The 25909-nt window shown below is 49.4% G+C and carries 21 protein-coding genes; 11 read left to right on the plus strand and 10 right to left on the minus strand.

The window, feature by feature from the left end:
• Window positions 1-67 precede the first annotated feature (67 nt).
• A complete protein-coding gene (ygfZ, locus tag KS4_RS15560; RefSeq protein WP_145080252.1) occupies window positions 68-1291 on the plus strand; it encodes a CAF17-like 4Fe-4S cluster assembly/insertion protein YgfZ in 1224 nt (407 codons plus the stop codon).
• A gap of 71 nt (window positions 1292-1362) precedes the next feature.
• On the opposite strand, the gene KS4_RS15565 is transcribed toward ygfZ, so the two are convergent.
• Window positions 1363-3372 carry a HAMP domain-containing methyl-accepting chemotaxis protein gene (locus KS4_RS15565; protein ID WP_145080255.1) on the minus strand — a complete coding sequence of 670 codons (2010 nt, stop codon included), beginning with the start codon at window positions 3370-3372 and terminating at the stop codon, window positions 1363-1365.
• 856 nt (window positions 3373-4228) lie between these two features.
• Between KS4_RS15565 and KS4_RS15570 the strand changes: the two genes are divergently transcribed.
• Window positions 4229-4576 carry an STAS domain-containing protein gene (locus KS4_RS15570; protein ID WP_145080258.1) on the plus strand — a complete coding sequence of 116 codons (348 nt, stop codon included), beginning with the start codon at window positions 4229-4231 and terminating at the stop codon, window positions 4574-4576.
• 86 nt (window positions 4577-4662) lie between these two features.
• On the opposite strand, the gene KS4_RS15575 is transcribed toward KS4_RS15570, so the two are convergent.
• On the minus strand, window positions 4663-5418 hold the full coding sequence (locus tag KS4_RS15575; protein ID WP_145080261.1) for a metallophosphoesterase family protein: 756 nt from the start codon (window positions 5416-5418) through the stop codon (window positions 4663-4665).
• Window positions 5419-5719: 301 nt separating this feature from the next.
• On the opposite strand from KS4_RS15575, the gene KS4_RS15580 reads away from it, so the two are divergent.
• On the plus strand, window positions 5720-6808 hold the full coding sequence (locus KS4_RS15580) for a glycosyltransferase family 9 protein (protein ID WP_145080264.1): 1089 nt from the start codon (window positions 5720-5722) through the stop codon (window positions 6806-6808).
• A gap of 83 nt (window positions 6809-6891) precedes the next feature.
• Here KS4_RS15580 and KS4_RS15585 read toward each other — a convergent pair whose 3' ends face one another.
• Window positions 6892-7200, minus strand: a complete 309-nt coding sequence (locus KS4_RS15585; protein WP_234698821.1) for a winged helix-turn-helix transcriptional regulator — start codon at window positions 7198-7200, stop codon at window positions 6892-6894.
• 118 nt (window positions 7201-7318) lie between these two features.
• On the opposite strand from KS4_RS15585, the gene KS4_RS15590 reads away from it, so the two are divergent.
• Window positions 7319-8443: an oxidoreductase gene (locus KS4_RS15590; protein ID WP_145080267.1), complete on the plus strand. Its 1125-nt coding sequence runs from the start codon at window positions 7319-7321 to the stop codon at window positions 8441-8443.
• A 105-nt stretch (window positions 8444-8548) separates the two neighbouring features.
• Here the strand turns inward: KS4_RS15590 and KS4_RS15595 are convergent, their stop codons facing one another.
• Window positions 8549-9238, minus strand: a complete 690-nt coding sequence (locus tag KS4_RS15595) for a DNA alkylation repair protein (RefSeq protein WP_145080270.1) — start codon at window positions 9236-9238, stop codon at window positions 8549-8551.
• A 194-nt stretch (window positions 9239-9432) separates the two neighbouring features.
• Here KS4_RS15595 and KS4_RS15600 point away from each other — a divergent pair, with 194 nt between their 5' ends.
• Window positions 9433-10482, plus strand: coding sequence for a hypothetical protein (locus KS4_RS15600; RefSeq protein WP_145080272.1), 1050 nt, complete (start codon window positions 9433-9435; stop codon window positions 10480-10482).
• Between the two features lie 290 nt (window positions 10483-10772).
• Here the strand turns inward: KS4_RS15600 and KS4_RS15605 are convergent, their stop codons facing one another.
• From KS4_RS15605 to KS4_RS15615, 3 genes are all read right to left on the minus strand, one after another.
• Window positions 10773-12317 (minus strand): glycoside hydrolase family 10 protein, encoded by a 1545-nt coding sequence (locus KS4_RS15605; protein WP_145080275.1) that lies wholly within the window; start codon window positions 12315-12317, stop codon window positions 10773-10775.
• An 81-nt stretch (window positions 12318-12398) separates the two neighbouring features.
• Entirely contained in the window at window positions 12399-13853 is a 1455-nt protein-coding gene (locus tag KS4_RS15610) for a SpoIID/LytB domain-containing protein (RefSeq protein ID WP_145081754.1), read from the minus strand.
• 377 nt (window positions 13854-14230) lie between these two features.
• On the minus strand, window positions 14231-14464 hold the full coding sequence (locus tag KS4_RS15615; protein ID WP_145080278.1) for a hypothetical protein: 234 nt from the start codon (window positions 14462-14464) through the stop codon (window positions 14231-14233).
• Between the two features lie 46 nt (window positions 14465-14510).
• On the opposite strand from KS4_RS15615, the gene KS4_RS15620 reads away from it, so the two are divergent.
• The 3 genes from KS4_RS15620 to KS4_RS15630 all read left to right on the plus strand — a co-directional run bounded on the left by KS4_RS15620 (window position 14511) and on the right by KS4_RS15630 (window position 17625).
• On the plus strand, window positions 14511-15266 hold the full coding sequence (locus KS4_RS15620; protein WP_145080281.1) for a PEP-CTERM sorting domain-containing protein: 756 nt from the start codon (window positions 14511-14513) through the stop codon (window positions 15264-15266).
• 525 nt (window positions 15267-15791) lie between these two features.
• Window positions 15792-16523 (plus strand): PEP-CTERM sorting domain-containing protein, encoded by a 732-nt coding sequence (locus KS4_RS15625; RefSeq protein ID WP_145080284.1) that lies wholly within the window; start codon window positions 15792-15794, stop codon window positions 16521-16523.
• Between the two features lie 385 nt (window positions 16524-16908).
• Window positions 16909-17625 carry a PEP-CTERM sorting domain-containing protein gene (locus KS4_RS15630; RefSeq protein WP_200761349.1) on the plus strand — a complete coding sequence of 239 codons (717 nt, stop codon included), beginning with the start codon at window positions 16909-16911 and terminating at the stop codon, window positions 17623-17625.
• Between the two features lie 148 nt (window positions 17626-17773).
• On the opposite strand, the gene KS4_RS17765 is transcribed toward KS4_RS15630, so the two are convergent.
• Window positions 17774-17923, minus strand: coding sequence for a hypothetical protein (locus KS4_RS17765; protein ID WP_200761350.1), 150 nt, complete (start codon window positions 17921-17923; stop codon window positions 17774-17776).
• 348 nt (window positions 17924-18271) lie between these two features.
• Here KS4_RS17765 and KS4_RS15635 point away from each other — a divergent pair, with 348 nt between their 5' ends.
• Window positions 18272-19330 carry an N-acetylmuramoyl-L-alanine amidase gene (locus tag KS4_RS15635; RefSeq protein WP_145080289.1) on the plus strand — a complete coding sequence of 353 codons (1059 nt, stop codon included), beginning with the start codon at window positions 18272-18274 and terminating at the stop codon, window positions 19328-19330.
• A 538-nt stretch (window positions 19331-19868) separates the two neighbouring features.
• Window positions 19869-21569, plus strand: a complete 1701-nt coding sequence (locus tag KS4_RS15640) for a zinc ribbon domain-containing protein (RefSeq protein ID WP_145080292.1) — start codon at window positions 19869-19871, stop codon at window positions 21567-21569.
• 548 nt (window positions 21570-22117) lie between these two features.
• Here KS4_RS15640 and dacB read toward each other — a convergent pair.
• Window positions 22118-23665: a D-alanyl-D-alanine carboxypeptidase/D-alanyl-D-alanine endopeptidase gene (gene dacB / locus KS4_RS15645; RefSeq protein ID WP_145080295.1), complete on the minus strand. Its 1548-nt coding sequence runs from the start codon at window positions 23663-23665 to the stop codon at window positions 22118-22120.
• Window positions 23666-23772: 107 nt separating this feature from the next.
• Complete coding sequence (locus KS4_RS15650; RefSeq protein WP_145080298.1) at window positions 23773-24552, minus strand: DUF2817 domain-containing protein; 780 nt, start codon at window positions 24550-24552, stop codon at window positions 23773-23775.
• Window positions 24553-24659: 107 nt separating this feature from the next.
• Between KS4_RS15650 and KS4_RS15655 the strand changes: the two genes are divergently transcribed.
• Entirely contained in the window at window positions 24660-25892 is a 1233-nt protein-coding gene (locus KS4_RS15655) for an N-acetylmuramoyl-L-alanine amidase family protein (protein WP_145080301.1), read from the plus strand.
• The last annotated feature ends 17 nt before the right edge of the window (window positions 25893-25909 follow it).

The following is a 25909-nucleotide window of genomic DNA, read 5'->3' on the forward strand; positions in this document are numbered from 1 at the left end:
CAGGAGCAATGAAGAGTGGCGGATCAGGCAGAGATGAAGCGATCGGGAATAGGAGTATAATCGTGGGATGAACGAGACTCACGAGAATGGCACGGGCATGTTTGGCGGCGCAGACGAGGCAAACCCGCTGATGCGGATCCAGGAGAAAATGGGCGGAATGTTTATTGCGTGGGGTGGCGATGGAGGTGAGTTCACGGGTGTGCCGCTGGTTGAGTCGTTTGACGAGTACTATGCGGAATATGCTGCGATCAGGCAACGTGTTGGAATTTTGCACATGCCGCAGCGAACGGTGGTCAAAATGAGAGGGTCTGAGGCGTGTGATTTTCTGCACCGGATGAACACGAACGATGTCAACGGCTTAAAGGTGGGCGAATCCAATCACGCGCTACTGTTGAACCAGAAGGGGCGGATTGATGTGGACATGATTGTGATGAAAGTGGGGGAAGATGAACTTTGGTTGGAGGTGGATCAACATAATGCAAGCCGATTGATTGAAAGCCTCGATAAAATGATCTTCACTGAAGATATTGAGTTTGAGGATTGCAGCGATCAATTAGAACATATTGCTTTGCATGGGCCTGCAGGTGTGAAGTTACTTGAAAAGTTGAGAACTCAAGAGACAGAGGGGTTGAGCGGAATTGAGTTGTGGGAACATCGTGAAGTGAAATTGCACGGGGTCGATTGCCGAGTATATCGCAGGGATGATGCGGGGAGTTTGGGATTGCACGTGCTGGTGCCGCGTGATGCATTGATTGCGATTTATGGCGAGATGGTGCGAGCGAGTGGATGGGAAGCAGGGGCGGAAGTTGATGCGGAATGGGCGGAGAAGAGAAGAGAAGGATTGAGGGGACGGCCGATTGGCTGGATGGCATATAACACGGCTAGAATTGAAGCGGGGACGCCGATCTGGATGATTGATTATGGTACGGACTCATTGCCAGCCGAAACGGGGATCATTGATGAATTGGTCTCTTTTACCAAAGGATGCTATTTGGGGCAGGAAATCGTGGCACGCATGCATAGCCGAGGACACCCTAAGCGTATATTAGTTGGTTTAAAGCTAGATGCCGACAAGATTCCGGTCGCAGGGTCAGCGGTAACTGAGGAAAAGAATGGTGAATCCGCGATTATTGGCGGAATCACCAGTTCGACGGCTTCACCTCTGCTTGGCAATCAATCCATTGCACTGGCGGTAATGAAGTGGGGTAAACATAGAGCCGGCTCAAAATTTTCGGTTGTGGCCGAAGAAGCGAGTATTGCCGCTGAGACTTGCACACTTGGTGTGATGTAAAAAGACGCTAACAAATAACCCCGACTAACGCATGATTAGCCGGGGCTTTATCTTGATTGATATTAATTAGGTTAGGAAGCCACTCTAAACTGCCCGACCAGACGTTGCAGTTCTTCCGACTTCTGAGAGAGCGAGGTCGCTGCGCCTGCGGCCTGGTTGGCACCTTCGGTATTTTGTGAAATAACTGCTGAAATACCGGTAATATTGCCTGAAATCTGCTGAGCGGCGGCGGACTGCTGCTCAGCTGCTGCGGCGATATTCTGAATCATTTCCGCAACTTCTTCAGCACCGGACACGATCGTGGCAAGTGCTTCGCCGGCTTGTTGCGCTTGAGAAACACCTGACTCAACAGTTGCTTTCGAGCTATTCATCTGCTCAACCGCTTGATTAGTGTTGCCTTGAATTTGATCGATGAGTGTATTGATGTTTTCTGTAGCTTGAGTGGTACGATCGGCTAGTTTACGAACCTCATCAGCGACAACGGCGAAGCCGCGTCCATGTTCACCCGCTCGTGCTGCTTCAATCGCAGCATTGAGTGCAAGCAGATTGGTTTGATCCGCGATATCGTTGATGACCAAAATAATCTCACCAATCTTGTCGGATTGCTGACCAAGGTCATTGATGACGCCGCTAACGGTCTCAGTGTCGGAAGAGATTTGCTGAATACCTTCAATGGTATTGTGAACAATGTTGCCACCTTTTTCTGCGACGTCGCGTGCATTAGTAGCGGTGTTGTTTGCATCAGTCGCTTTATTGGCAACTTCGACAACGGAGGATGACATTTCCTCAATCGCTGTCGAGACTTGTGTTACCTGATCGGATTGTTCGATCATGCCCTGCGCCATTTCTTCTGCAGATGCGGCGATCTGTGTTGCGGCGGAAGCAACATCGTGCGTGGCATATGAAACCTGTTGCACGATATTGTGAACTTTCTCGACAAACGCATTGAACCAAGTCGCTAATTCACCAACCTCATCTTGTGATTGCACGTCGACACGCTTCGTGAGATCACCTTCACCTTGCGCGATATCTTTAATACGTTCAACGATCTCACGGACTGGCTGCACGATACCTCGTGTAATCAGAAGGGCTATGATTGAACCGATTAATAATGAAGCGACAATGCCCGCAATCATCATCCATGAAGCGCGTGAAACGGTTTGATTCGTCAGATTTGCGACTTCATCCGCAACTTCTCTTGCGTCGCCAACCACTTCATCAGCTAATGCCATCATTTCCAACCCAATCTCAGATCGCTCTTTGTATGACTGATCAAGCTTGGCCCAAACAGATACGATTGCGTCCATGGATTCACGATATGCCTGTGCTGACACTAACGCGCCATTCAGCAAATCTAGATCACTTTGCTTACTGGTCATCGGCAGAATTTGCTCAATATTCTCTTTCAGCAAATCGACATGATCGAATGCTTGCTGCATAACCGATACGTCACGACTGATCTGGGCCTTGTAATTCGCAACCTGAATACTATTACCTGCGTTAATCGTGTTGTTAATCAGCTCTATCTTACGATTACGCTCTTTCACTTCTTTTGCATTCTCAACCTTATCCGCAGCAGCAGCCATCTTTAGATGCTGCGGTCCAAGATAATCGTTGCAATATTGCAGAAACGCATTTGCGGCATCATTCATTGCTGAACGGTTGGCTACTATTTCTAATTGCGCCTGCATATTTGCATCAATTTGTTTACGATATTGTGATCCTAATTCCGACATAAGCCGCGTATCTTCTGTGACTTCATCAAGGCCAATGGATTTCGTCACAGTTGCCAGATTCGCGATCGCTTGATCAACCTTCTCTAATTCGTTCTTCGCATCATTTAAATACTTCACATGACCTGTTCGATCGTATTTTGCCACATCGTAGCGAGCAAGCAAAAATGAAGACTTGATCTCTGTCGTCGCTTCCTTAATTGGCGTTACCTCTTCTTCGAAACGACCAACATTTTTCTGGATCTGCCCCATTTCAACAATCGCTGTCACACCAAGCACTGCAGTCAATACAAGCATCAGCGCAAAACCTGCTGTCATCTTCGCGCTAATCTTCAAACGTTTTAACATCTTGATTCCTCCAAATACAAATTGATAGCGTTCCTTGCAGCCATCGCCACAAAGCTCGGGTCTTTCAAAATTCAATTTAGCTGAACGGTTATTTAACTTTCGTACTGGTAGACATGCAACACAAACAAGCTTTGCTCAAAATGTAATTGAGAATCATCTCTTCGTTGTATGCATTTCTGCTATAGCCAGATAACTTTTCCTGACATACGCAACAAACCAATACAGACCGTCTTAACTCACAGCCAAGTCACATACTTTTCAACGTGCGATAATGTCAACCCATAGAAAGCTGCAAAGCCTTCTATCTTTGCAATTGAAACCTTATCGCGTGGCCTCAATCACAACCCACTGTGCGATAGGTTGCCCAAGGAAGAAATGTAGCACAGCAGCCATCCCATTTATCGCCCTATTTAGAACCGTTATTTAGTAACTCAATCTCATCTGGCGCAATAAGCAAGATAACGTATTTGACTCATACTCCGATAATCCGCATAAACCGATCCACATTTCAGCTATTACCGAATCGATCCTGAAATATTCTGGCATCCCCCCAATCCGTATCGTCCATTCCCTACATTCAAGGGCTATGAGCACCTCACACACCCATCAACCGCTCACCCACACAACAACCGATAACACGATAACGTGACAGAAGTCGTGATTTTATATGTGGTTCTGTTTATTATAAACCATGCAAAAGAACCACAACGCTCATACATCGCATGATTTCTTATAGCCAATGACTTAACCATGCGCTATAACCTGCATATGTATTTGCGATTTCAATGTTCACCGCATCACTCACCCGATACAAAAAGATATCAGGCATATCATCAACTTTATTGAGGGCATATGAATGCTGCCTAGCGGAATGGAAATTGACATCAACACCGGCGTTGCCACCTGCAAGATTGACCTCCCCGAGGTCACCCATCTTGAAATGCAGGAGATGGTCGACGAATGCATGAGCCTCATGCGCAACGACAACATCCGCAACTTCGTTTTCGACCTCGAAGCCGTCGAGTTTCTTGCCTCAAGTTGCATCGGTGCACTCGTCTCATTCCTCCAAGACATTGAGCACGTCAAAGGCAAAATCGCCATCGCCAACTGCAAAGACAACGTCTCATTCCTTTTCAAAGTCACCCGACTCGACAGTGTCTTCGCCATATACGATGACGTTGACGACGCCATCGCGTCCTTCTAGCCCATCCCCTCATCGCTTAAACAAAATCAATTAAAAACCCATGCACGTCTATGCATGGGTTTTCATTTATCGATTTCATATTCAGCTTACCGGCCTTCGAACAAACGCTGCCCTAAAAAGTCATTCAACTGCGGGATCTTCGTAACTTTATCAGCCACCTTCTGAATATCATAATTGAGCCGCACAAACTCAACGCTACCATCATGTAAAATCGCATATGAAGCACGCGGATCCCGATCACGCGGTTGCCCCACCGAACCCGGATTCACAATGCATTTCTCCCCAGCTGTAAACGTATACTTCCCACCCAAATCCGTTGGCGGATAAAAGTCAGGTTCATCCGTAAACACACCCGGCACATGCGTATGGCCCGTAAAACATTTCCAATCAATCCGATCATAAATCTGCTGCATCTTCACCGGGGCCGTCAGCACATCATCCGGAAAAATATACTCATTAATAGGCCGCCTCGGCGATGCATGCACAAACAATCCTTCATCCGTTTTTCGGCGAATACTCAGATTCCCCAAAAACTCAAACCGTTTCTTTCGCTTCGCCAGATCTGTCTCCCCCTCAAACTGCGACCGTGTCCAGTAGCAGCTCTGCTCCGCTGACGCATTAAAGCTCGTCGGTTCGTATAGCACTGCGAAGTCGTGATTCCCCATCATTGCAAACTCACACTTCTCCATCACCAGATCCACACATCTCAGCGGGTCCGGCCCATAACCAATAATGTCACCCAAACATAGAATCCGCTTGATTCCACGTTTCTCAATATCCGCTAGAACAACCTCCAGCGCATCAACATTACCATGTATGTCAGAAATCAGAGCCGTCGTCATATCTCACACTTCCTATGGGGACTCACAAACTTTAGAGCAACTTGCGTGATGATCTGGAACATCCGAATATTCAGAACTAAGCAGCCAACCCTTGTCATGGGTACCTTTTACTGAAACGGCCCACTGGTCAACGATCCGGGCATTTTCGCAAAACGCTCTAGAACCTATAGTTTGACGCCCACATCCTATATTGCAAGTCTCTTGCTATCCATATTTTGCATCTCGCAACCCAGTCCCTCTTTTTCAGCAACTTCACCCCATAACACACTCAAAACGATCGTATTTCAGATATATTAGACGTATGTACGCTCCCCTGCCCACACATCCCGATTCCGTACGCAACATCCTCATCGTACGCCCCTCTGCCCTCGGCGATGTCGCTCGTACCGTCGGTATCCCCACTTCCCTCAAAGCCTTCTACCCCAACGCGAAAATCCACTGGGTCGTCAACAGCCTATTTACCGATGTCGTCCGCGCCCACCCCGCGGTCGATCGTGTCATCCCCTTCAACCGTAAACGCCTCAACAAAATCGGCCGATCCCTCCCCGCAACTCGAGCAGCATTCGATTTTAAACGTGATCTCCAATCAGTCCGCTACGATCTCGCCTTCGACTTACAAGGCCTCGCCCGTTCCGGCTTCATTACCTACCTCTCCAAAGCCCCGATCCGCATCGGCTTCCGCAACGCACGCGAACTCGCACACCTCGCCTACAACCACAAACACGTCATTACCGAAACGCACACCATCGATCAGATGCACGCACTCCTCGAAGCTGAGAATATCCCCTCGACCAAGGATCTCACGCTCTACACCCACGCTGACGATACGGATTGGCTCAACGATTTCCTTGTCGACAACAACCTCACCAACAACAACTACACCTGCCTCGCCCCCACCGCACGTTGGCTATGCAAGTGTTGGCCTATTGAAAAGTACGCCGAGATCGGCAAACGCCTCATCGAACAATCACTCACCGACAAACTTGTCATCCTCGCCGCACCCAATGAAAAAGATCAACTCACCACGCTTTTCAACCGCTTCAACCATTGGCATCTCTCAGACCGCATCATTATCTCCACCACCACTGTCGGTCAGATGGCCTCTCTAATCAGCCGCTGTAAATTACTCGTCTGCAACGATTCTGCCGCCCTTCACATCGGCGTTGGCTTCGACCGCGCCATCGCCACCATCTTCGGCCCAACCGATCCCGCATTCGTCGGCCCATACAATCGATCCGAAACCGTCATCCAACCCGATGCCGCCAAAGACTCTAACTTCAAATTCGATTACCGCGCCCACAAAAACGACCAATCCCTCATCGCACAAGTCCCCACCGACGCCGTCTGGCAAATCATCCAACATCAAATACAACGCAACAACAACTCGTAACACATCCTTCTCACCACGCCAACAAGCAACCTGGCAACCCAACACGGCCTATCTACAACATAGACCATCGAAATACATTTTAATTATTGACCCAAATATGCCTGCCCCCATTGTCTCAGGGATTCCAATGTTGGGCCCAATTTGCGCCCCAAAGGTGTTAGGCTATATTCCACCTTCGGCGGAATTTCCGGATAAACCTCGCGATGAACAACGCCTTCCTTCTCCAACTCCCGAAGCTGCTTCGTGAGCATTCGCTGAGTGACCCCAGGTATTGAGCGGCGCAACTCATTAAATCGTTTTGTCCCATCATATAAATAGAACAAAATCATCCCCTTCCACTTCCCACCAATAACCTCCAAAGCTGTCTCTGTAGGGCAAATGTCTTCGTCCACGGTTCAATCCTTCATTTTTAAGTATACTTTTTGATACTATATAACAAAAAAGTGCGTACTTATATTTTTTTAATATATCTCCTATTATACCTCCGAAATCATTAAAAGGAGATATACAATGACTCACATCGCTCTTAAAAACTTCCAAATGGGCCGCCAAAAGCTCAAAAACAGAGCTGTCCTCGCACCAATGTCCAGAGTAAGCACCCGTGGCGATGGCATACCGACCATCGCAATGGCCGACTATTACGAACGCTATGCCTCCGGCGACTTCGGCCTCATCATCACAGAAGGCACCTACACCGACCGATTTTTCTCTCAGGCATACCCCAACCAGCCCGGCATAACGAATGCGCAGCAATTAGACGGCTGGAAAAGAACTGTCGATCAAACAAAACAACACGACACAAAAATCATCCTGCAACTCATGCATGGCGGCGCATTATCGCAACACCTCAGTAACACACGCGCACCGTCACGCATCGAACCCATGCGCAACATGCTTCCCGGTTACAGCCGCAAGCAAGGCCGTTATCCAATCCCCCAAGCCATGAATCTAGCCGAAATTGATCAAGTCATTGAAGGCTTCATCAACTCATCCCAAAAAGCAAAAGAAGCCGGTTTTGATGGCGTCGAAATCCACTCTGCAAACGGCTACCTTCTCGATCAATTCATCACACCCTATACCAATACACGAGAAGACCAATATGGCGGATCCTTGGGAAACAGAATCCGATTAACAACTGAAATCACTGAATTGATCCGCCAATTTCATACTGATGATTTCATAGTCGGCGTACGACTATCACAGGGCAAAGTCAACGATTTTGACTACCTGTGGGAAGGCGGCCTCGAATATGGACGGATTCTTTTCAACGCAGTAGCCAACGCTGGTGCCACATACATCCATTTTGCAAGTGAAGGCAAAGGGTTTGATCATGGAAGCCTTACACGTAATGGCGAAAGTCTGCCCAAGCTCGCAAAAGAAATCACCAATCTTCCCGTTATTGCTAATGGCGGACTCCATCATCCAAACGAATCAGAACGTATTCTCAACGATGGCCACGCAGATCTAATTGCTCTGGGAACTGGCGCTATTGCAAATCCAGATTGGCCTAGGAAAATTGAGAGAAACGAAGAAATAAACGAGTTTACACCCGATGTATTCCAGTTCGGCGTCGACATTGATTCACAGATGAAGTTTGAACACTCACAATTAACCACACCACTTGACGCGCTTTAGGGAAATTTGCGTGATGATCCGCAGGACTTAAATCATAATGACTGACAATCAATCACTGTTCTTTCTACTCAAACGCTATCGACCTAATGGTCGGCAAGTGAGTATTTACGAAAGACGTGCTAATATTTTCTCGCTCTGTAACTCTCGGATTGCGCCCCTTGCAATCCAATCTGCTGTTCTATCACCCATCCCAAGCAGCTCCTCCGACAACCCAACCGCTTCTCTGTTCAGCATCAAGCTTCGCTTGCCTATTTGACGAATAGACCAGTTCACTGCCTTCTTTACAAAGTTTCTCTCATCCGTTGCATGCTGCTTAATCAACGGAAAAAATTCCAAGAACCGCTCATCATCCGCTTCCTTATCATGTACAGCCAACGTACACATCATCACAAACCCCGCTCTTCTCACAAACTCCTCTCGCCGCCCACACCACACCCGCGGCCTCCCCCATGCCTCCTTCGTCTTTCCAAACAAATCCACCACCACATCCACCATCGCCCATGAATCAAAATCTCCCGCCCATTGATTCATCAACCTCACTGTCATCCGTTCCGGGTCCGCGATCAAGCTCGCCACAATCCGCGCCTCATGCACCTCATACCCCCACAATCGCATCGCCACCTCGTGACGATCCGCCAACTCCTTCTTCAACTCTTTACCCATCGCTCGCAGCCGCGGCATGCTCACCCCTAAATACTCTAGCTCCGTCACAATCCCAAATCGCTGCACACCCATCACAACCGCTCGCTCATCCCGCATCCCCCGCAGCTTCTCAACAATGATTCGCTCATCCATTCCTTAATCATAACATTCCCCCAACCGATCCACATCACCCAATACCCACCGCAAATAGTTATCATGAGAACAGCTTGCCTGAATCTTCTTCAGTTACTCTGTTGAAGCGAAGCAGCTGATTGCGATAAAAACGCCAGCATGACATAACGACCAGCTGGTCAGCGCGATCGAAAATTCGAAAGACACACCCAAAAATGTACATCTTCGCAGGTATCGACGAAGCCGGTTATGGCCCACTCCTCGGCCCACTCCTCGTGGGCCGATCCATTTTCGCATTCTCAAACCTCCCCACCCCCAAACAACACGACCTCGACAATCTCCCCGACATCTGGGACATCCTCTCCGCCGCCATCGCCCCCAAACTCGTCGGCCGCAAGCACCGCATCACCATCGGCGATTCCAAAAAACTTATCACCAAATCCGCCGGCATAAAGCACCTTGAAACCGCGCTCCTATCCTTCATCAAACTCACCCCCCACTACTCCAAGCACGCCCCATCCCCTCCCCTCTCAGATTCATCATCCACCGATTTCACCATCACCCTCGACAACCTCCTCGACCTCTTCCATAACAATGCCCATCACGACCTCACCGCCCTCCCTTGGTACACACCCTCCGACACCCACCCCTGGCAGCAGCTCCCCATCGACACTACTCACGGCGAGATCGCCATCGCGTCTGCCATGCTCAAACGTGAACTCGACAAAACCCAAACCCAAATCCTCGACATTGCCGCCACCACGATCTTCGAAGATCACTTCAACCACCTCGCCCAAACTACCCGCAACAAAGCCTCCACCTCCTTTACCTTTGTCGCTCAACACCTCGCGCACGTTTGGCATCATCACGGCCAGCACCACCCCATCATCACCGTCGACCGTCAGGGCGGCCGCACTCGCTACCGCCACGTACTCCAAACCTACTTCCCCGATACCTCTATCCGCATATTAGACGAATCCGACCACCGATCAGCCTATCAACTCACTCAACAAAATCGTCAAATGACTATCACCTTTGAAACCAAGGGCGAAGACAAACACCTCCCTATTGCACTCGCTTCCATTGCCTGTAAATACACCCGCGAATTGCTCATGCACCGGCTCAACGCTTTCTTCCAAACCCATGCCCCCGACCTCAAGCCCACTAAAGGCTATACAACCGACGGCCGCCGCTTTCTCACAGACCTCGAACCACATCTTTCATCACTCAACATCTCCCCCGCCCAACTCACTCGCATCCTCTAACCATCCGCCCTTCCTCCACCCCACACACCATCTCTTCAGCCAAGATCTCACCTGAAGATTATTCCCCAAATCTGCTCAAATACATGACCCTTCTATAGGCTGGTCATGAGACGTTTTCCCAAACAACAACCTTTTACTTCCAATATCGATCGTCATGATCTTAATCGATCAATCCCATCTCATCCCCACAGCGCAATAAAAAGGGAGACGCCACCGGTACTGGCGTCTCCCATGGAGGTATCCTTGCTTTGAGCTTGCATGCGATCAAAGCATTATCTATCTAAATCAAATTACTTCTTAGGCAACTCAAGAACACTCTTCTCTGAAAGTGCTGCATTCTCACCTTGAAGCGTGACAACAACCATCTCCACATCACCCTTCTTGCCTGGCAGCTTGACCTTCGCGCTACGATCACTCGTTGGCAAAATGTCATACGTCCACGCACCATCACGTTTTACCTGAACAACCCAGTTAATGCCCTGCTTCGCACTCTTTGCATCAAGCATCACATCAACTGTTTTCGCGGTAATCCGTGAAACCTTCGCTTTAGGCAGCGCCGGCGCTTCAGTACCTAACCATGGCGATTCAGGCACCAAAGCCTTCTTCGCATACACAGTACTCTTAAGGGTATCCGTCAGACCGCCCTTATTTTTCATCAAACTAATCATCGAGAAGTGAACCGTACCCGGATTTTCCTTCACGATAATACGTGACCATTCAACCTGACGTTTAATCTCATCACGGTCGTAAGGACGACGTGTCCCTTCTTCCGTCATCGATGTAAACAAGCCCGGCCACAAGTGACGCTGCTGCGTATTCTCATCGTTCCACCAGTTCAGCAAACTGATATACGACTGCGCTGGCTTACGGATTTCCCAGTAGAGCTGAGGTGTGAAGTAATCCAACCAGCCTTCATTAAACCACAGTTTCGCATCAGCATAAATGGCTTCGTACTGATCCATTCCTGCGACATTCGATGGATAGCCCGGCTTCCAAATCCCAAACGGGCTGATACCAAACTTCACTTCAGGATTAACCTTCTTAAGTTCTTTGTAGAACTTCTTGATGAACTGATTCACGTTATCACGACGCCAGTCGTTCTTCGACAACTTGCCGCCAGCATCTTGGTAACGCTTATATGAATCCGCATCCGGGAAATCCAAATACGCACCCTTCTTGTTCGGATCAGCCGCACGATACGGATAAAAGTAGTCATCAATATGAATACCATCAACGTCGTATCGCTTCGCAACGTCGAGGAACACATCCATCGACCGCTGCATCACTTCTGGCTCACCCGGATCCATCCACATAAACGAACCGTATTCTTTCGAAAGCTCCGGATTCGTCTTATTAATATGGTTGTCCGCATACTTCTTATTCGTTGGATGCCCTGAACGATACGGATTAAACCAAGCATGAAGCTCTAACCCGCGCTTATGCGCTTCTTCAACAGCCATTTCTAATGGATCGTAATATGGCTTCGGCGCCACACCCTGCTCACCAGTAATATAGTATGACCAAGGCTCAAGATCCGACTCATAAAGCGCATCAGCCGTCGTACGGATCTGGAAGATCACCGCATTCAGGTTAAGCTCTTTACACTTATCCATGATCGCGATCAGCTCTTTTTTCTGCTCAGCTGTCGTCAAGCCCGGCTTGGTCGGCCAGTCTATATTCGCAACCGTCGCAACCCATGCCGCACGAAACTCGCTCGGCACATCCGGTATCTCTGACAACTGTTTCTCCGTTGCAGGCTTCGCTTGCGCGACGCAAGCCATAAGCCCCATCACGAATCCCACCATCAACATCATTGTCCAACGCGTGTTATGCATTGTATCCTCTAATCGTTTAATAGAATTCTAAAACGTTCGAACATCAGCCCATCGCCTGACGCCCAAATCTAATGTTTCCTCTTATTTACCACGCCGCCTCAGCAGCATACCCATCACTCCACCAAACACCAACAAACTCGCAGGCTCTGGGATCGGTACAGCAACCGCACTCATGTCATAAAAGACATCATCCATATAAACCACCGTATCCGATTTTCCAAACAATTGGATCGAATCCAGCGAGAACCTCATACCAATCTCCCCATTACCACCACCCGTCCAAGCTTCCCAATAATCCGCATCCTCAAAGAACCACTCATATTTATGCCACTCACCGTCACCAATCACATCAAACTTCACACCACGATCGCCCGTTCCGACTGCCGCACTGTACCCATCCGCATTATCATCCACAGCAATCGACACCTTCATGTCGTCTGCTTCTGTCTTCAGCCATACCCCGACCGACCCCTCTGCCTCCAGTAATACGTTCGCTGTCTTCGACGCGATCATCGAATTCTGAACATTCTGAACCCCAGCGACGTGACGCAGAAAATATCCTGAATCGGACGTGTCTGTTGCCTCATCATAATCAATAACGATCTTCTGTGAGCCATCACCTGAGTGAGCCATTCCTGCGTCATCAAGCAATGAGGTCGTCGTCCCCGCTCCAATATGCTTATTGCTACCAGAATACAGCGGCGAATGCCCAAATATCCCTGATTTCGACTTGGATTGCTGCCATGTAGGCGATTCGAAATCCGCCAAGCTACGCTTCTCAAATTTCGCCTGATCCGTCCACGTCTTACGCATCACACTCTCAAGCTGAATATCACCACCGTAGTAATATTTTAGAATGTCCATATAGTTCCAACCCAGATCAGCTAAATAATCCGCCCCATTCTGCGACATACACCCACGATTGATCGGATTCGCCAACGATCCAAGCGTTGACCCCTGATTGTTATCGCCCCATTTGTCATTTGGATAGTTGTACGTCACATATTTTTCAGTTGGATAGTCCCACCAGAAATCCTTTGGCGTGTCATCACCAGGCTTCAGCGGCAACTCACTAACCTTACTCCCAGCAACATAAAACGACGCAATATACTTCCCATTAAACGTCAGTATCTCACCCGCCGTCGCTTTTACAGCATCCTTATGCTTCTGCCGTGGGTCTTGCTTCCCCGGCGTTCTGAAAACCTGATCCCCCTGCCCGTTTTGAATCTTGCCCCAGTTGTACATCTTGTAATAAGCAAACGTTCTCGCCGCCACCGCCTGCGCCTTCAACGCTTCCGTACCCGCTGCACCATTCTCACAATCCACAACGCCCGGCAAATACGTATCTTCTAAGTTGTATACACCATCAAACTGATTACCCCACTCACCTCCCTCGACTGTAATATCTTCCATCCGCCACATGTAATCTATCGCACCCGCTTCACCACTCATCATCAAACTCATCCCGCCCGCCAACAATGCCCCACATAAACAGTTCATACCAAAACGTACGGTGTCTCTCTTCGACTGCTGCATCTGCGACTCTCCCTTAATGATGTCTCTCTCAAATTGCCACGCATCACGCACTCAGTCTTACACAACCCACCGAGTGGATGCCCTCCATACATGACCGACTGGTCTCTCACATCTGCCTGCACGTATAGCTCAAATATTATTCTATAACTTTAACGCCCAATCACCAGACTTTTTTTTTCGACACGCTTCAATCAATCTCAGCCTATATGCACAAATAGCTTTTAAACATATACTTTATCCATCTTTACATCGATTTGTATCATATATAAAATAGACAAAAAAGTGTTGTCACTGACCTATTTGCCGGGTAAACTAGACCTTTGTTATAGAAGTATCACAAAAACTGATTACTCCGTATCTGCTGAATTTACAATCATTTATGCCTTTCCCCGCAGCAGTTCAATCATTTTTCTGTAATCAGAAATACCACAATTCCTCACATTCAGTTCACCGTACCCCAGCCCCAGATTCATACCAATCGCATGCCGGTTCTTTGCAGCTCCTACTCTGTTGCCAAAACCATGCATGACAATCTTCTGTACTGCCCACCCCCGTTTCATATCTTTACCGGGCAGCAAAATATGTTCTGTATCTTTCTGACATTTGAACATCAATCGTGTTCAGTCACATCTTTCATTTCACTAAGGAGGAAACTCGATGAGAGGGACCCTACTAACTTTGACCGGTGCTGCAGCGTTCTGCTTCGTAGCCCAAGCCAATGCCGCTGTCATCTTCGAAGATAACTTCGATAGCTACGCAACCATTGGCGATATAAGCCCTACATGGTCTGCAACCACCACTGCTTCCATTGTTACCGACGACAATGGCGGCAACGCCATCCTCATGGACGGCTCCGCTCCAAACGGTGCTAACAACACTGCAATTCACGCAATCACCGAACTCAAACCCACCGCGACTGAATCCATCAAACTCACTGGCCGCATCTACGATGATGGTGCCGGTAACAAGCGTAGCGCCATCGGCTTCCGCAACGGCGCAACCCCGCTCTTCGAAATGGGTCGCTACAACGGCCTACTCGATACTTCATACGCTGCTCGTGCAGTCAACTTCCCCGGTGCGAACCCAAGCTGGGTACAGCTCTCCACCGAAGGCGCAACCGAAGGCTGGCACCTCTTAGAAGCCATCTTCACACTCGATAACGTCAACGTCACCATTGACCTCGGCAGCGACGGCACAATCGACGGCACACTCGATATCGCTCTTGATGAAACCCTCTGGGCAGCATCACCCGGCTTCGTCGAAGTACGCATGGGTGGCCCATCAGGCCTATCATCTGCTGGTGGTGGCCTCGCATACGACAACATCAAACTCGAAACAATTGCTGTCCCCGAACCAGCCTCACTCGCATTGCTCGGCCTCGGCTCACTCGCATTCATGCGCCGCCGCAAATAAACCCACACAGCACACCTATCGTCGTGAAAAACCTCTGTTTTCCACGCTTTAGACAATCAAATACCGCAAAACGCTCACCCTTTGGTGAGCGTTTTGTTTTGCGCTTTTCCCATACATGCCCACTTATCCACATCCCACGCACGTTTCTTCGACCCCCATATCGACTCGTTCGCCCAATCTAAATCTCGCCCTAACCTCTCTCTAATTCAATCATTTACAACCTTCTCATTAATTCTTATACAAATCACCCTCTTTAAATGATTGAATGTTCATTGACGTGATATATACTTATACTTAATTATATAATTATTAGGCACTGATCTTATTTTCACCAGTACTAACGCTTAATTTACACGCAGCTACTCAGCCGTCATACCCAGTCAAATTTGTTCTCAACCTCAATGACCGTGCGACCTCTGCCCTTACGACTGATTTTCACTGCAATCTTTTTTTTCGATTCGTAGTATTTGTGTTTGAATTGTTTCATATTTTTGCCCTACACATCTTTTCCCTCGGAGGAAACATATGAGAAGTACGCTCCTAGCTCTAACCGGTGCTGCTGCACTTGGTATTGCAACATCCGCCTCAGCCGCCGTCATCGTCGAAGATAATTTCGATTCCTATTCAGATACCGCTGCCATGCAAGCTGTCTGGGGAGACGCAGGCCTCGGAACGCTCGTCGACGCAACCACAGTCGGCGGATCCGGCAACGCCATGTCACACAACGGTGGCCAAGTCAACAGCATCGCACTCGACAACCTCGCGCCAACCGCCTCGACAAATGTCGTCCTTAGTGGCACATACTACGATGATGGTGTTGGTAACAAACGTATCTCAATCGGTTTACGTAATGGTGCCAACCCACTCTTTGAATTCGGCATCTACAACAACCCATCCGGCTATGCCACACGTATCGTTAACTTCCCTGGTGCATCACCAAGCTGGGTACAGATCGAAAAAACACAAGTCGAAGGTTGGCATTCCTTCAACATCGAATTCGGTCTCGACAGCATCACATCCGTCTTTGATATCAGCAGCGACGGCGAAGATCTCTACGAAACAACCACCGATCTCTCCGGCGACGCTTGGGCAAGCGGCTTCGGTGAACTCCGCATCGGCGGCCCTTCAAACTACTCCTCCACAGGTGGCGGCCTCATCTTCGACAACATCAAACTCGAAACTGTCGCAGTTCCAGAGCCAGCCTCACTCGCACTCCTCAGCCTCGGCGCTCTCGTCGCACTACGCCGTCGCAAGTAAACCCATCCCCACCCATTCAAATTACAAAACGCCGCGGCCAACACCGTGGCGTTTTTTTCATCCCCCCATCTCCCCCCCTGTCCCCTCTTCTGTACACCCTTTCTCTTTCTCTCTCAACACACCCTTTACACGCCATCGCGGATTCATTCCATATAACGAATTCTTTAATATTTTCATTGACTGTTCTTTTAGGAAACGTATACTCGACCCAAATAAATGCTGTAGCTCATCTTTATCTTTTCACCTCCGCCTGCCCAAGACAATGACCTTTCAGGCTACGCACAGTTCTAGCTAGCCTCAATTTCGTTCCTATCTGCTAAATATGCGTATCAGTTCGCTTTATATTTGTTCCTTTCCATGCATCTTCTACTTACCGGAGGATCTTATGAGATCAACACGACTTGCCTTAGCCGGCCTCACCGCCATGACATTGGCATCCACTTCTTTCGCTGGCATGGTTTACCAAGACTACGAAGGCACCTGGGATACAGACACAGATACCGTCAACTTCAGCTACGCCATCACCACCTCAGGCAGCAACCAGAATATCGGTGCTGAGAGTACACTCGAAATCGTCGACGGCGGATACAACAGCACAAAAGCCGCAAAAATTAAGATCGTTGCAAGCGCCGCAGACCAAGCGCCTGACGCTCGTTACATCGTCAACAAAAACGCAACCATCACCGCCGCCAACCCAAAAGTCGATGCCAACGGCTACCTCGGCTACTACTACAAACTCGATTCACAATACGCCGATCAAGCCGTCAAACTCGCACTCACCATCGATGATCCCGGCACAGCAGATACCGCCGTCAAAGTCGATGCCATCGCAGACGGCAACTGGCACATGGTTCAGTGGTCACTCGACAACAACGATGACTGGGACGTATTCGCATACCCCGGTGGTCTCGGCAACGGCCAAGTCGATGAAGCCAAAATATCCATCGATTCACTCTACATCGGCGGCAAAGAAGGCGCTAACTTCGAAATCTTTATCGATACCATCACTCACGCCGAAACCGGCCTCACCGACGTTCCTGAACCCGCATCACTCGCTTTGCTCGGTCTCGGCTCACTCGCATTCATGCGCCGCCGCAAATAAAACCACAACATCGCTCGCTACAGTTCTCCCCAACCCTCTCTTACCGCAACAGATGATGCACCACGCAATGTGCACCATCGATCTCAGAGCCTCATCAACCACTCATTGTATGTGTGCAATTTAAGAATCACGCAGACCTGAAAATGATTCATAGCTGCAACGGGTTTAGCACTGGATACATACTGATATCCAATGACTTAACCTTCAGGCCAGCCAGCGTTTCTCCAAAACAGCAACCGCTGACAACCTGCAACTCAATCCGTACTTCCAAAGTATGATTGTTGATTCTTAAATTCATCAAGAAGCACCCTGCTAAAACAGGGTGCTTCTTTTCTCTCAAATAACCCCTTCAATACGCCCCCCATTTGCGACACCCCTCCCCTGACCACGCTAAGCCCCTCCACATAACATTTTCATTCAATCCCTGAAAATTCCCCCTGTGATTTGCCCAATTTTGTGTTAATCTGATAAGACTTATATAACACCTAAGCACAACGATGTGTTCAACATCATCGTTACCACAAAAACGCTCCTCACACTCGCCTCTACGCACAGCATTCAAATTCACAAACCACCAAGCGCCAACCACCAAGCGCCCGCTTGTTTGCTCACACAAGAGCTTTCTATTTATAAGGATACGTTGAAGATGGATTCACACATCAACAAAACCAAAACCATCAAGGCCGCTGCGATCACCGCCTGTCTCGCCGCAACGACACTCGCCATGACCGCATGTACCACCCCGCAAGAAGTAAAGCCCGGTGCAAAAATCGAGCGTTCAAATCAGGAAATCATCGTTGCTGGCCAACGATTCAACGTCGGCGCTCCTGTCGTACTCTGGACCGATCCGGGTGGATACGATGCATACCGTGTTGATAAACGTTTCGGCGATATCGACAGCGGCAAATGGGAAAATATCAAAGAGTCGATTGATACCCCAAACCGTTACAACCTTCGCTACGGCAAGCCCAGCCAAGGGATGTGGTCCAAAGATGAACTCGAGCAGATCCGCGGCGGCGGCTGGGAACTTGAGCAACTGCAAGAGGTTGTGGATCAGTTCGTGTATCACTACGACGTCTGTGGTACGAGTGAAGTCTGCTTCCGCGTGTTGCATGATATGCGTGGATTATCCGTACACTTCATGCTCGATATTGATGGCACGATTTACCAAACGATGGACCTGAAAGAACGTGCATGGCATGCTGGGACATCGAATGACCGCTCGGTTGGGATTGAGATTGCGAACATTGGCGCATACTCAAAGAAAGAGCTGTCAAAAGAAAACAACGCACTCGATCAGTGGTACAAGTGGGATGAAAATCAGAAAACCTACATCAGTATCCCCGAACGTTTGGGCGATGGCGGTGTGAAGACGCCTAACTTTGTTGGTCGGCCATCGTTTAATGACAAGATCAAAGGCAACGTCCAGGGCCGCGATCTTTATCAATACGATTTAACGCCGCAGCAGTACGAATCATTAGTCAAGCTGACAGCTGCACTTACTGAAATCTTCCCGAAGATGAAATTGGATTACCCACGAGATGAGCATGGTGAATTGATCACGACCGTCTTGCCAGAAAACGGTAAAGATTTTTCAGGCTTGGTAGGCCATTACCACGTCAGCAAGCGCAAGATCGATCCGGGGCCAGCGTTCCAGTGGGATCGCATCATTGATGATGTAAAGAAAATCAAGGGTAAAAAATAATTCAACCTTGTATTAGACAACTGATATATCTTAAAGGGTCAGCTTCGGCTGACCCTTTTCTTTTGGCGGTTTGAACAACTGAAAGATGGCTGAGATATTGCGAGCGAGTCGCTGCGGCGCGGCGGGGTTTGGCGCACAGATTGCTATTTTCAGGGGGTTTCCTGTAGATCTTTTGGGTTGGTTTTGATTAGAAACCATTACGTTTTTGAAAGAAACGGTCTAAAAAAGTTTGGTTTTGATTGGTTTTGAACAGGCGAAATGGGCTTATTTCCGTGTTTGTGCGCGCAAATGCAAAAGCGCATTTTTGGCACGCGGTTTGCATATGCGCACGGATGTGTGCATATGTGAGCAGATTATTTTTATTCTATTCGTCAATTAGATTGAGTATAAGACTTTGATGTGCGCGCGATCCCATTTTTGCGCACAGATTGTCATGATCTTGAACTGAGTCTTTTTCTAAACGAGTAGAAACAAAGCATGGCTGCAAACGTCTTGAATGATGGGTGAACTAATCCTATTTATTTTGAAAAGCGATGTAATGGAAAAACCGGGAATTGAAATGATTGAGCCGATGGCAACGTATGTCATGGGTTCGGACGTGGACTTTGTTGAGATGGGTCTACTATCAAAGGGTGAGCGGGGCGGGGTTTATATGCTTGAGTATGCGCGGGGGATAGATTTGTGGGGACTGGGATGGCATTACTGGATTGAGATTGCGGGGCTGATGGCGGTGATGTTGATCGTGATTGGGATGGTCGGAATCTATAGACGGCGCAGGAAATTGGCGGATGTGAGGCCTGGTGAATCCTACTGCAGTCATTGCGGGTATGGGCTGAGCGGTTTGAAGCAAGGGGCGAGCCAATGCCCGGAATGCGGAGCGAAAGATGTAGGCGAGAGCGGTAAGCGGCGGCGGGTGATGAAACGGATCAAAGGAGGAACCGGTTGGCGATGGGCGATGGTTTTCGGTGCTGTATTGATTGCTGCGATGACGGGGGTGTTCTGGTTTGGCGCGGAAAATGAGCATGTGTGGGTGGACAATATGGCGAAGGTGATGGGGGCAGGCGATGGGGTGAAAGTGAAGAGTAGTTATGCGGGTGATGATCAGATGATTCGTCGGCTTGGGATCAAGAGTTGGCTTAAAGGGAAGGATTATGAGAGCCGATGGGCGTACCGGGCGTGCAAGGCGGTGTTGAGTGATGAGCTGATGAAAGTGGTGGATGGGCATAGCGTGCAGCAGGTGAATGTACTGCGGGCAAAGGGGGTAGGGAGAGTGAGGGGGAAGGATGGTGATGCGGGGCGGGTTGAAATTAAAACAATCTCTATTCGCGGAATAGACGATTGGGATTGCAAGCCTCAGGAGAATCTTCATATAGGACAGGTGCCGACAGCGCCGATGTTGATTCGATTTGGCGATCGAACATGGTTTTATGAGGGATGGATTGGATCACATCACGATCGGCTGTTTATGGTGGATGAATCTAAAAATGTAATGCAAGAAATTGTGTTTGATCAGAGCGGTATGGCGGAGTTTTATGATTTACTTCGAGGCCGACCCGAGACGATGTCGTATAAGATTTCGGATGGGCTGTATTTGCTGCATCAATCGAATCACTGGGAAGCAAAGCGATTAGGCGAAAGGGCGTGGCATCACTTTTATGTGTTTGATTTTGATCAGAAAGTTTTAGGCCATTACAACAGTTTTGCGGATGTTATGGAGATGAATGTGGGGGCTTGGATGTTGGTTCAGGATGCACTGATGAAGCTTCGGTTGGAACATTTAAAAGGAGATAATCAGGTTGGGAATCGTCAGCGGTTTTTTGAAATATTGGGTGATAGGTGGATGAGTTTGAGTGAGCCGCTTGAAGCAAAGCCAGTTGAATACAGCAAACATATTGCGTATATGGGCAATTTTACCTACACGATTCCGGCGATTGATCGAAAGATGAGTAATCGCTGGCGCGTGAGGGGAGATATGAAGGGGGACATGGGGGGGATCATGGGAAGAGACGTCAAGATGAATACGGATGGGGAGATTTTTGTTGATCGTCGGGCAAGTGCGATTTGTAAGATTGCGATGCCTTGGGATGCGATCGTGGAATCGAGGATGGATGATGAGGGATACTTGTATGTGATCGGGATGCAAAAACATGGCAATGATGAGCGGTTTGGGGTTTGGGTTTATGATTTGCCCGCCCCCCCCAGAAGCCCCCGGAAAACTTTTGGAAAAGCGGGTATTTGAATTATTGGAATGATGACAATGGGGATTCTCGCTTGATTGGAAGTATGCCTGGGTGGTTGTGTTACAGGGATTTTATTGGCTCGCCGCGAGGTGTCGCGGCGGCTATGGATAGGATGTCGGTATATAAAACACTCATGAGTGTGAGCGTTTTGACTAAACCTAATGCCTAATTAGATGTTTATGATTGCTGGAAAGTACACCCGGAAGTGATCCCAGCAGTTAGTAGACGTTTAATTTTCGTTCTCGTCTGTTGGGTGGTTAAAAGAAGTTGGGCATGATGCGGAGGAAAGCGATTGCAGGCGAATGGAAGTTTGATTGAAGAACATCCCACGACCGGCGGTCGTGGGCTTGAAATTGCGGCGATGAGGCCCAATACGTCACGCGGCGGCTATGGATGAGATGTCGGTATATAAAAAACGCTCACGGGATGTGAGCGTTTGAGGAATGTCTAATTCATCGTTAGATGTGTGTTTGTTTGGGAGACACCCCGACACCGGCGGTGTCGGGCTTGAGATTTAAATGTGTCAAAACAAGTGTGTGTGGGAGGGTTATTTCTTTTCGGCTTCTTTGTTTTTGTTGTAGGTGCCGAGTGGGTCGAAGAGGTAGGCGCAAGCTGCGTCTTGAGCGGCGTTGACTTCACGGGTTGGAACGGTGTAGTTGTTGCACATGAATGAGAAGATGAAGGGTTGTCCGGCTTCGGATTCGATGTAGCCGGAGAGTGTGCGTGCGTAGGAGATGTAGCCGGTTTTGGCCCGGACTTTACCGCGAGCGGGTGAGTTTTTAAGACGACGGCCGAGGGAACCATCGACGCCGGCGATGGGGAGTGATTGGATGAATGATTCTTTAGCTTTGGAATCGGTGGCCATGTATCGGAGGAGGTGCACCATCTGGCGAGGTTGGAAGTTATTGCGTGATGAGAGGCCGGAACCGTCGTAGATGTTGACGGCGTCGGGTTGCGGGCCGTCGATTGATTTGAACCATTCTTTGACGGCGATGGCGGCGGAGGCGAATGAGCCTGATTTGCCGGTGTTGATGGCGAGGGTGCGGCCGAAGAGATCGGCGAAGAGGTTGTGAGAAGGTTTGTTGACGACGGCTGCGAGGTCGTGAAGTGATGGTGAGACGTGGGTGATGACGGTTGTGCGTTTAGAGGCGCTGTCGATGCCTTCGATTTCGAAGGATTTGAGGTCACGGATATTGGAGGCTTTGCCTTGGACTTCGACACCGGCGTCGAGGAGCGCTTGTTTGAAAAGGTGTGCTGCGTATTTAGGTGAGTTCCAGATGGAGGCGCGTTCGCGGTATTCTTTTTTATCGAGTGCGACGTTGCCAGAGAAGATGACGGTGTTGGATTCTGGGTCACGCCAGACAACGTCGGCGTTGGTGGATTGGCCGGCGGAAACAGTTTTGGCTTTGTTGACGATGTTGATGTAGTCAGTGTCGGGGACGATGCGGAGGATGGGTTTGTCGCCGACTTTTTTGCCGGGGGCGATGTAGATGCGGACAGTGTTTTCTTCGATGTTGAGGCCTGAGGAGCCTGCGGCGTACCAGTAGGGGATGTCAGAGAGAGACCAGTCGCCGTTGTAGTATTCTACGGGGAGGATGCGGGGGTCGCCGATGATGCGGCCGTAGACTTTGTCGATGCCGGCTTCTTTGATCTGGCGTGCCCACTCGGCGAAGAGTGCGGTTGATTCAGTGTTACCGGCTGGATGCCAGGCACCGAGTGACGGGTCAGCGGAGCCGACGATGACGAGATCACCGTTGAGAGCACCATTGCGGATTGAGCCGACGGCGTCGACTTTGGTTTCATAGCGGAAGTCCGAGCCAAGGGTGTCGAGCGTGGCGGCGGAGGTGAAGATCTTCATGTTAGAAGCAGGGGTGAACTGCTTGTTGCGGTTTTGCTGGTAGATGATGTCGCCGTCGATGGTCTCGACGGTGATGCCCCAGAATGCGTTGGCGAATTTTTCCTGGTTGAAGATCGCGTCGAGCTTTTCTTTGACCTCGGAGGTGGAGAGGGTGGTTTGGGCAGAAAGCGCGGTTGAGAATGAGAGAAGCAGGAGCAGCGCGAAGAGGCTGGATGATTTGAAGAAGTTGCGTGTCATGTTGTTATCCCTGTGAATCGTGTTGTGATGGAAGGTGTGGCTGTGTGGTGTGTGCGGAGGTGTGATTAGATGTTCAGTTTAAAGGTTGTTGGTTTGAGCCGGAATGATTATTTGCCCGTAGTCGTGATTGTCGGGTCGTCGGGGAATGTGATGGCGGCGAGGATTGAGTCGATGTAGCGATCCCAGATGTCGATTGAGGGGATTGAGTTGGCGTCGCGGTGGAGTTCAAATGTGATGATGGGGATATTGAGGTCGTTGCCAGCCCATGAGCCGAGGGAGCCGGGACGAGAGCCGAGTTTTTTGACGGGGAGCGAGGTGAATTTGCCCATGTGTTCGGCGAGGGGTTGTGCTGGGCCGTCGTAGTCGATGCATTTGAGGGGTTGATGCATCATGATGATGCGATCGGGCTTCGCGTTGAGGATGAGGTCATGGAGGATCTGAGATTCGGGTTCTGAGAGGGCTTCCCTACCATAGCGATTCGAGTTTTTACGGTTATTTGCTCCAAAATTCCGGTTTAAATCGATGCCGTTGGCGTTGAAGCGCTGCTTGGCGGCGATGCCGTCGGGGTTGAGTGCTGGGACGATGATGACGGAGCGGTCTTTGAGGAGAGCGGGGTTTTGTTCGAGGAAGCCGATAAGACGCCAAAAAGCGGGGGTCGCGGCGGCTTCGTTGCCGTGGATACCGCAGACGAGGAGGACGGTATCGGGTGATGTGGCGGTGGTGTCGGTGAGGGTTGTGGCGGAAATGGGGCGATCTTGGATGGAGCGGCCAAGGATTTGGTCGGTGCGGTGGATGGTTGAAGAAACTAAGGGAGGAGATGGGGTAACGGCACAGCCAAAGAGGGATGTGAGACACAAAGCGAATATGGCGATGTAAATTGATTTCATGAGTGTGAATATAACACTTGCATAAGTGTTGGGACAAGTCTTATATTAGACTTCGGACGGTGGGATCTGATTTCCATGACTAGATCAAGAATAAACGGAGCTAAGCTATGAGGCGGATGATGTTAACTGGGTTGGCGGGATTGACACTATCGAGTGCGATGCTGGTTGGTTGTGTAGATCAGACAAAGATCGTTGAGAAGCCGACAAAGGTGGATGCGTTCTTAGAGCGTGTTGAAAAAGGTGAGCCGATGCCTGTTGAGGAGATTCTGGCTTACATCGAAAATGATCGAGATGCGTTTAATGGATGGGGTGAAGGGTATGAGTTCCCGGTGCATCCGGCTGAGAAACATTTGAAGGGCTGGACGATTGTACTGGATCCGGGTCATGGTGGTGATGCACATAAGAAAAATTGGAAGCGCGGGCCAACGGGCGTACGCGAGGCAGCGATCAATCTGCGTGTTGGTTTGATCCTGAAGGCGCTGCTTGAGAACAGTGGTGCGCAGGTGAAACTGACGCGTGCGGATGATTCATATGATATGAGTTTGGCGGAGCGTGCTGAAGTTGCGAACACGATTGTGCGGAAGCGTGATGGTGGTGTTGGTGCGGACTTGTTTGTATCGCTGCATCATAATGCCTCTGGGCCGACGGCGAACTATACGACAGTTTGGTTCCATGGGCCGGTGAAGTGGTCGGAACCAGATTTAGATCCGGCGAAGTATGTGGCACATGAATTGGGATGGGCGCTGCGAACACAGGTCGCGAAGACGAGCCCGATCATGAACGATCAGCAGATGTATGCCAAGGGGTTTGGCGTGCTGAAGATGACACGCGTGCCAGCGTTTTTGTGTGAGAGTTCGTTTCACACGAACCCCGACGAAGAACAACGGTTGCGTGATGCAGAGTATAACCTGCGAGAAGCGTATGCCATCTACAAAGGTTTGACTGAGTACGCATATGGCGGACGGCCAACCCAGGAAGCACCTAACGTAAAGATAGATGGTTCTGAGATGGTGATTGAGACAGTGCTTGATGATGGCAGCGATAAGGGGTGGTGGGGCCATGACAAGGAGCGTACAGTAGCATCGACTGTGAACGTCAATGTGAACGGCGTACAAGCATTCGCGAAGTACGATGCGAAGAGCAAGAAGCTTATCGCGAAGGTTGCTGTGGCAGATTTACCTGAAGCGGAAAGCTATGAGGTCTGGGTACATCACCAGAATATGTTCAAGCACTCGAACTACCCACAACGCTATAGCGTAGCATTTAGTGAAGGGTTAGTTGATGGCGCGAAAGCAGAATCGAAAGCGATGCTGGTGAAGCGTAATGGCATAGAAGACTAACCTTCTGTTAGTCGATT

The sequence above is a fragment of the Poriferisphaera corsica genome, from assembly GCF_007747445.1.
In the GTDB taxonomy this organism is placed as follows: Bacteria; Planctomycetota; Phycisphaerae; order Phycisphaerales; family Phycisphaeraceae; genus Poriferisphaera; species Poriferisphaera corsica.

What these genes read in the sequence shown, in the direction of transcription:
- KS4_RS15605 (WP_145080275.1), bottom strand. Translation starts at nt 12,317, where the DNA reads ATGCATAACACGCGTTGGACAATGATGTTGATGGTGGGATTCGTGATG.
- KS4_RS15620 (WP_145080281.1), top strand. Translation starts at nt 14,511, where the DNA reads ATGAGAGGGACCCTACTAACTTTGACCGGTGCTGCAGCGTTCTGCTTC.
- KS4_RS15655 (WP_145080301.1), top strand. Translation starts at nt 24,660, where the DNA reads ATGAGGCGGATGATGTTAACTGGGTTGGCGGGATTGACACTATCGAGT.
- KS4_RS15625 (WP_145080284.1), top strand. Translation starts at nt 15,792, where the DNA reads ATGAGAAGTACGCTCCTAGCTCTAACCGGTGCTGCTGCACTTGGTATT.
- KS4_RS15590 (WP_145080267.1), top strand. Translation starts at nt 7,319, where the DNA reads ATGACTCACATCGCTCTTAAAAACTTCCAAATGGGCCGCCAAAAGCTC.
- dacB (WP_145080295.1), bottom strand. Translation starts at nt 23,665, where the DNA reads ATGACACGCAACTTCTTCAAATCATCCAGCCTCTTCGCGCTGCTCCTG.
- KS4_RS15595 (WP_145080270.1), bottom strand. Translation starts at nt 9,238, where the DNA reads ATGGATGAGCGAATCATTGTTGAGAAGCTGCGGGGGATGCGGGATGAG.
- KS4_RS15635 (WP_145080289.1), top strand. Translation starts at nt 18,272, where the DNA reads ATGGATTCACACATCAACAAAACCAAAACCATCAAGGCCGCTGCGATC.
- KS4_RS15575 (WP_145080261.1), bottom strand. Translation starts at nt 5,418, where the DNA reads ATGACGACGGCTCTGATTTCTGACATACATGGTAATGTTGATGCGCTG.
- KS4_RS15565 (WP_145080255.1), bottom strand. Translation starts at nt 3,372, where the DNA reads ATGTTAAAACGTTTGAAGATTAGCGCGAAGATGACAGCAGGTTTTGCG.
- KS4_RS15580 (WP_145080264.1), top strand. Translation starts at nt 5,720, where the DNA reads ATGTACGCTCCCCTGCCCACACATCCCGATTCCGTACGCAACATCCTC.
- KS4_RS15630 (WP_200761349.1), top strand. Translation starts at nt 16,909, where the DNA reads ATGAGATCAACACGACTTGCCTTAGCCGGCCTCACCGCCATGACATTG.
- KS4_RS15570 (WP_145080258.1), top strand. Translation starts at nt 4,229, where the DNA reads ATGCTGCCTAGCGGAATGGAAATTGACATCAACACCGGCGTTGCCACC.
- KS4_RS15615 (WP_145080278.1), bottom strand. Translation starts at nt 14,464, where the DNA reads ATGTTCAAATGTCAGAAAGATACAGAACATATTTTGCTGCCCGGTAAA.
- KS4_RS15650 (WP_145080298.1), bottom strand. Translation starts at nt 24,552, where the DNA reads ATGAAATCAATTTACATCGCCATATTCGCTTTGTGTCTCACATCCCTC.
- KS4_RS15610 (WP_145081754.1), bottom strand. Translation starts at nt 13,853, where the DNA reads ATGCAGCAGTCGAAGAGAGACACCGTACGTTTTGGTATGAACTGTTTA.
- KS4_RS15600 (WP_145080272.1), top strand. Translation starts at nt 9,433, where the DNA reads ATGTACATCTTCGCAGGTATCGACGAAGCCGGTTATGGCCCACTCCTC.
- KS4_RS15640 (WP_145080292.1), top strand. Translation starts at nt 19,869, where the DNA reads ATGGAAAAACCGGGAATTGAAATGATTGAGCCGATGGCAACGTATGTC.
- KS4_RS17765 (WP_200761350.1), bottom strand. Translation starts at nt 17,923, where the DNA reads ATGAATTTAAGAATCAACAATCATACTTTGGAAGTACGGATTGAGTTG.
- ygfZ (WP_145080252.1), top strand. Translation starts at nt 68, where the DNA reads ATGAACGAGACTCACGAGAATGGCACGGGCATGTTTGGCGGCGCAGAC.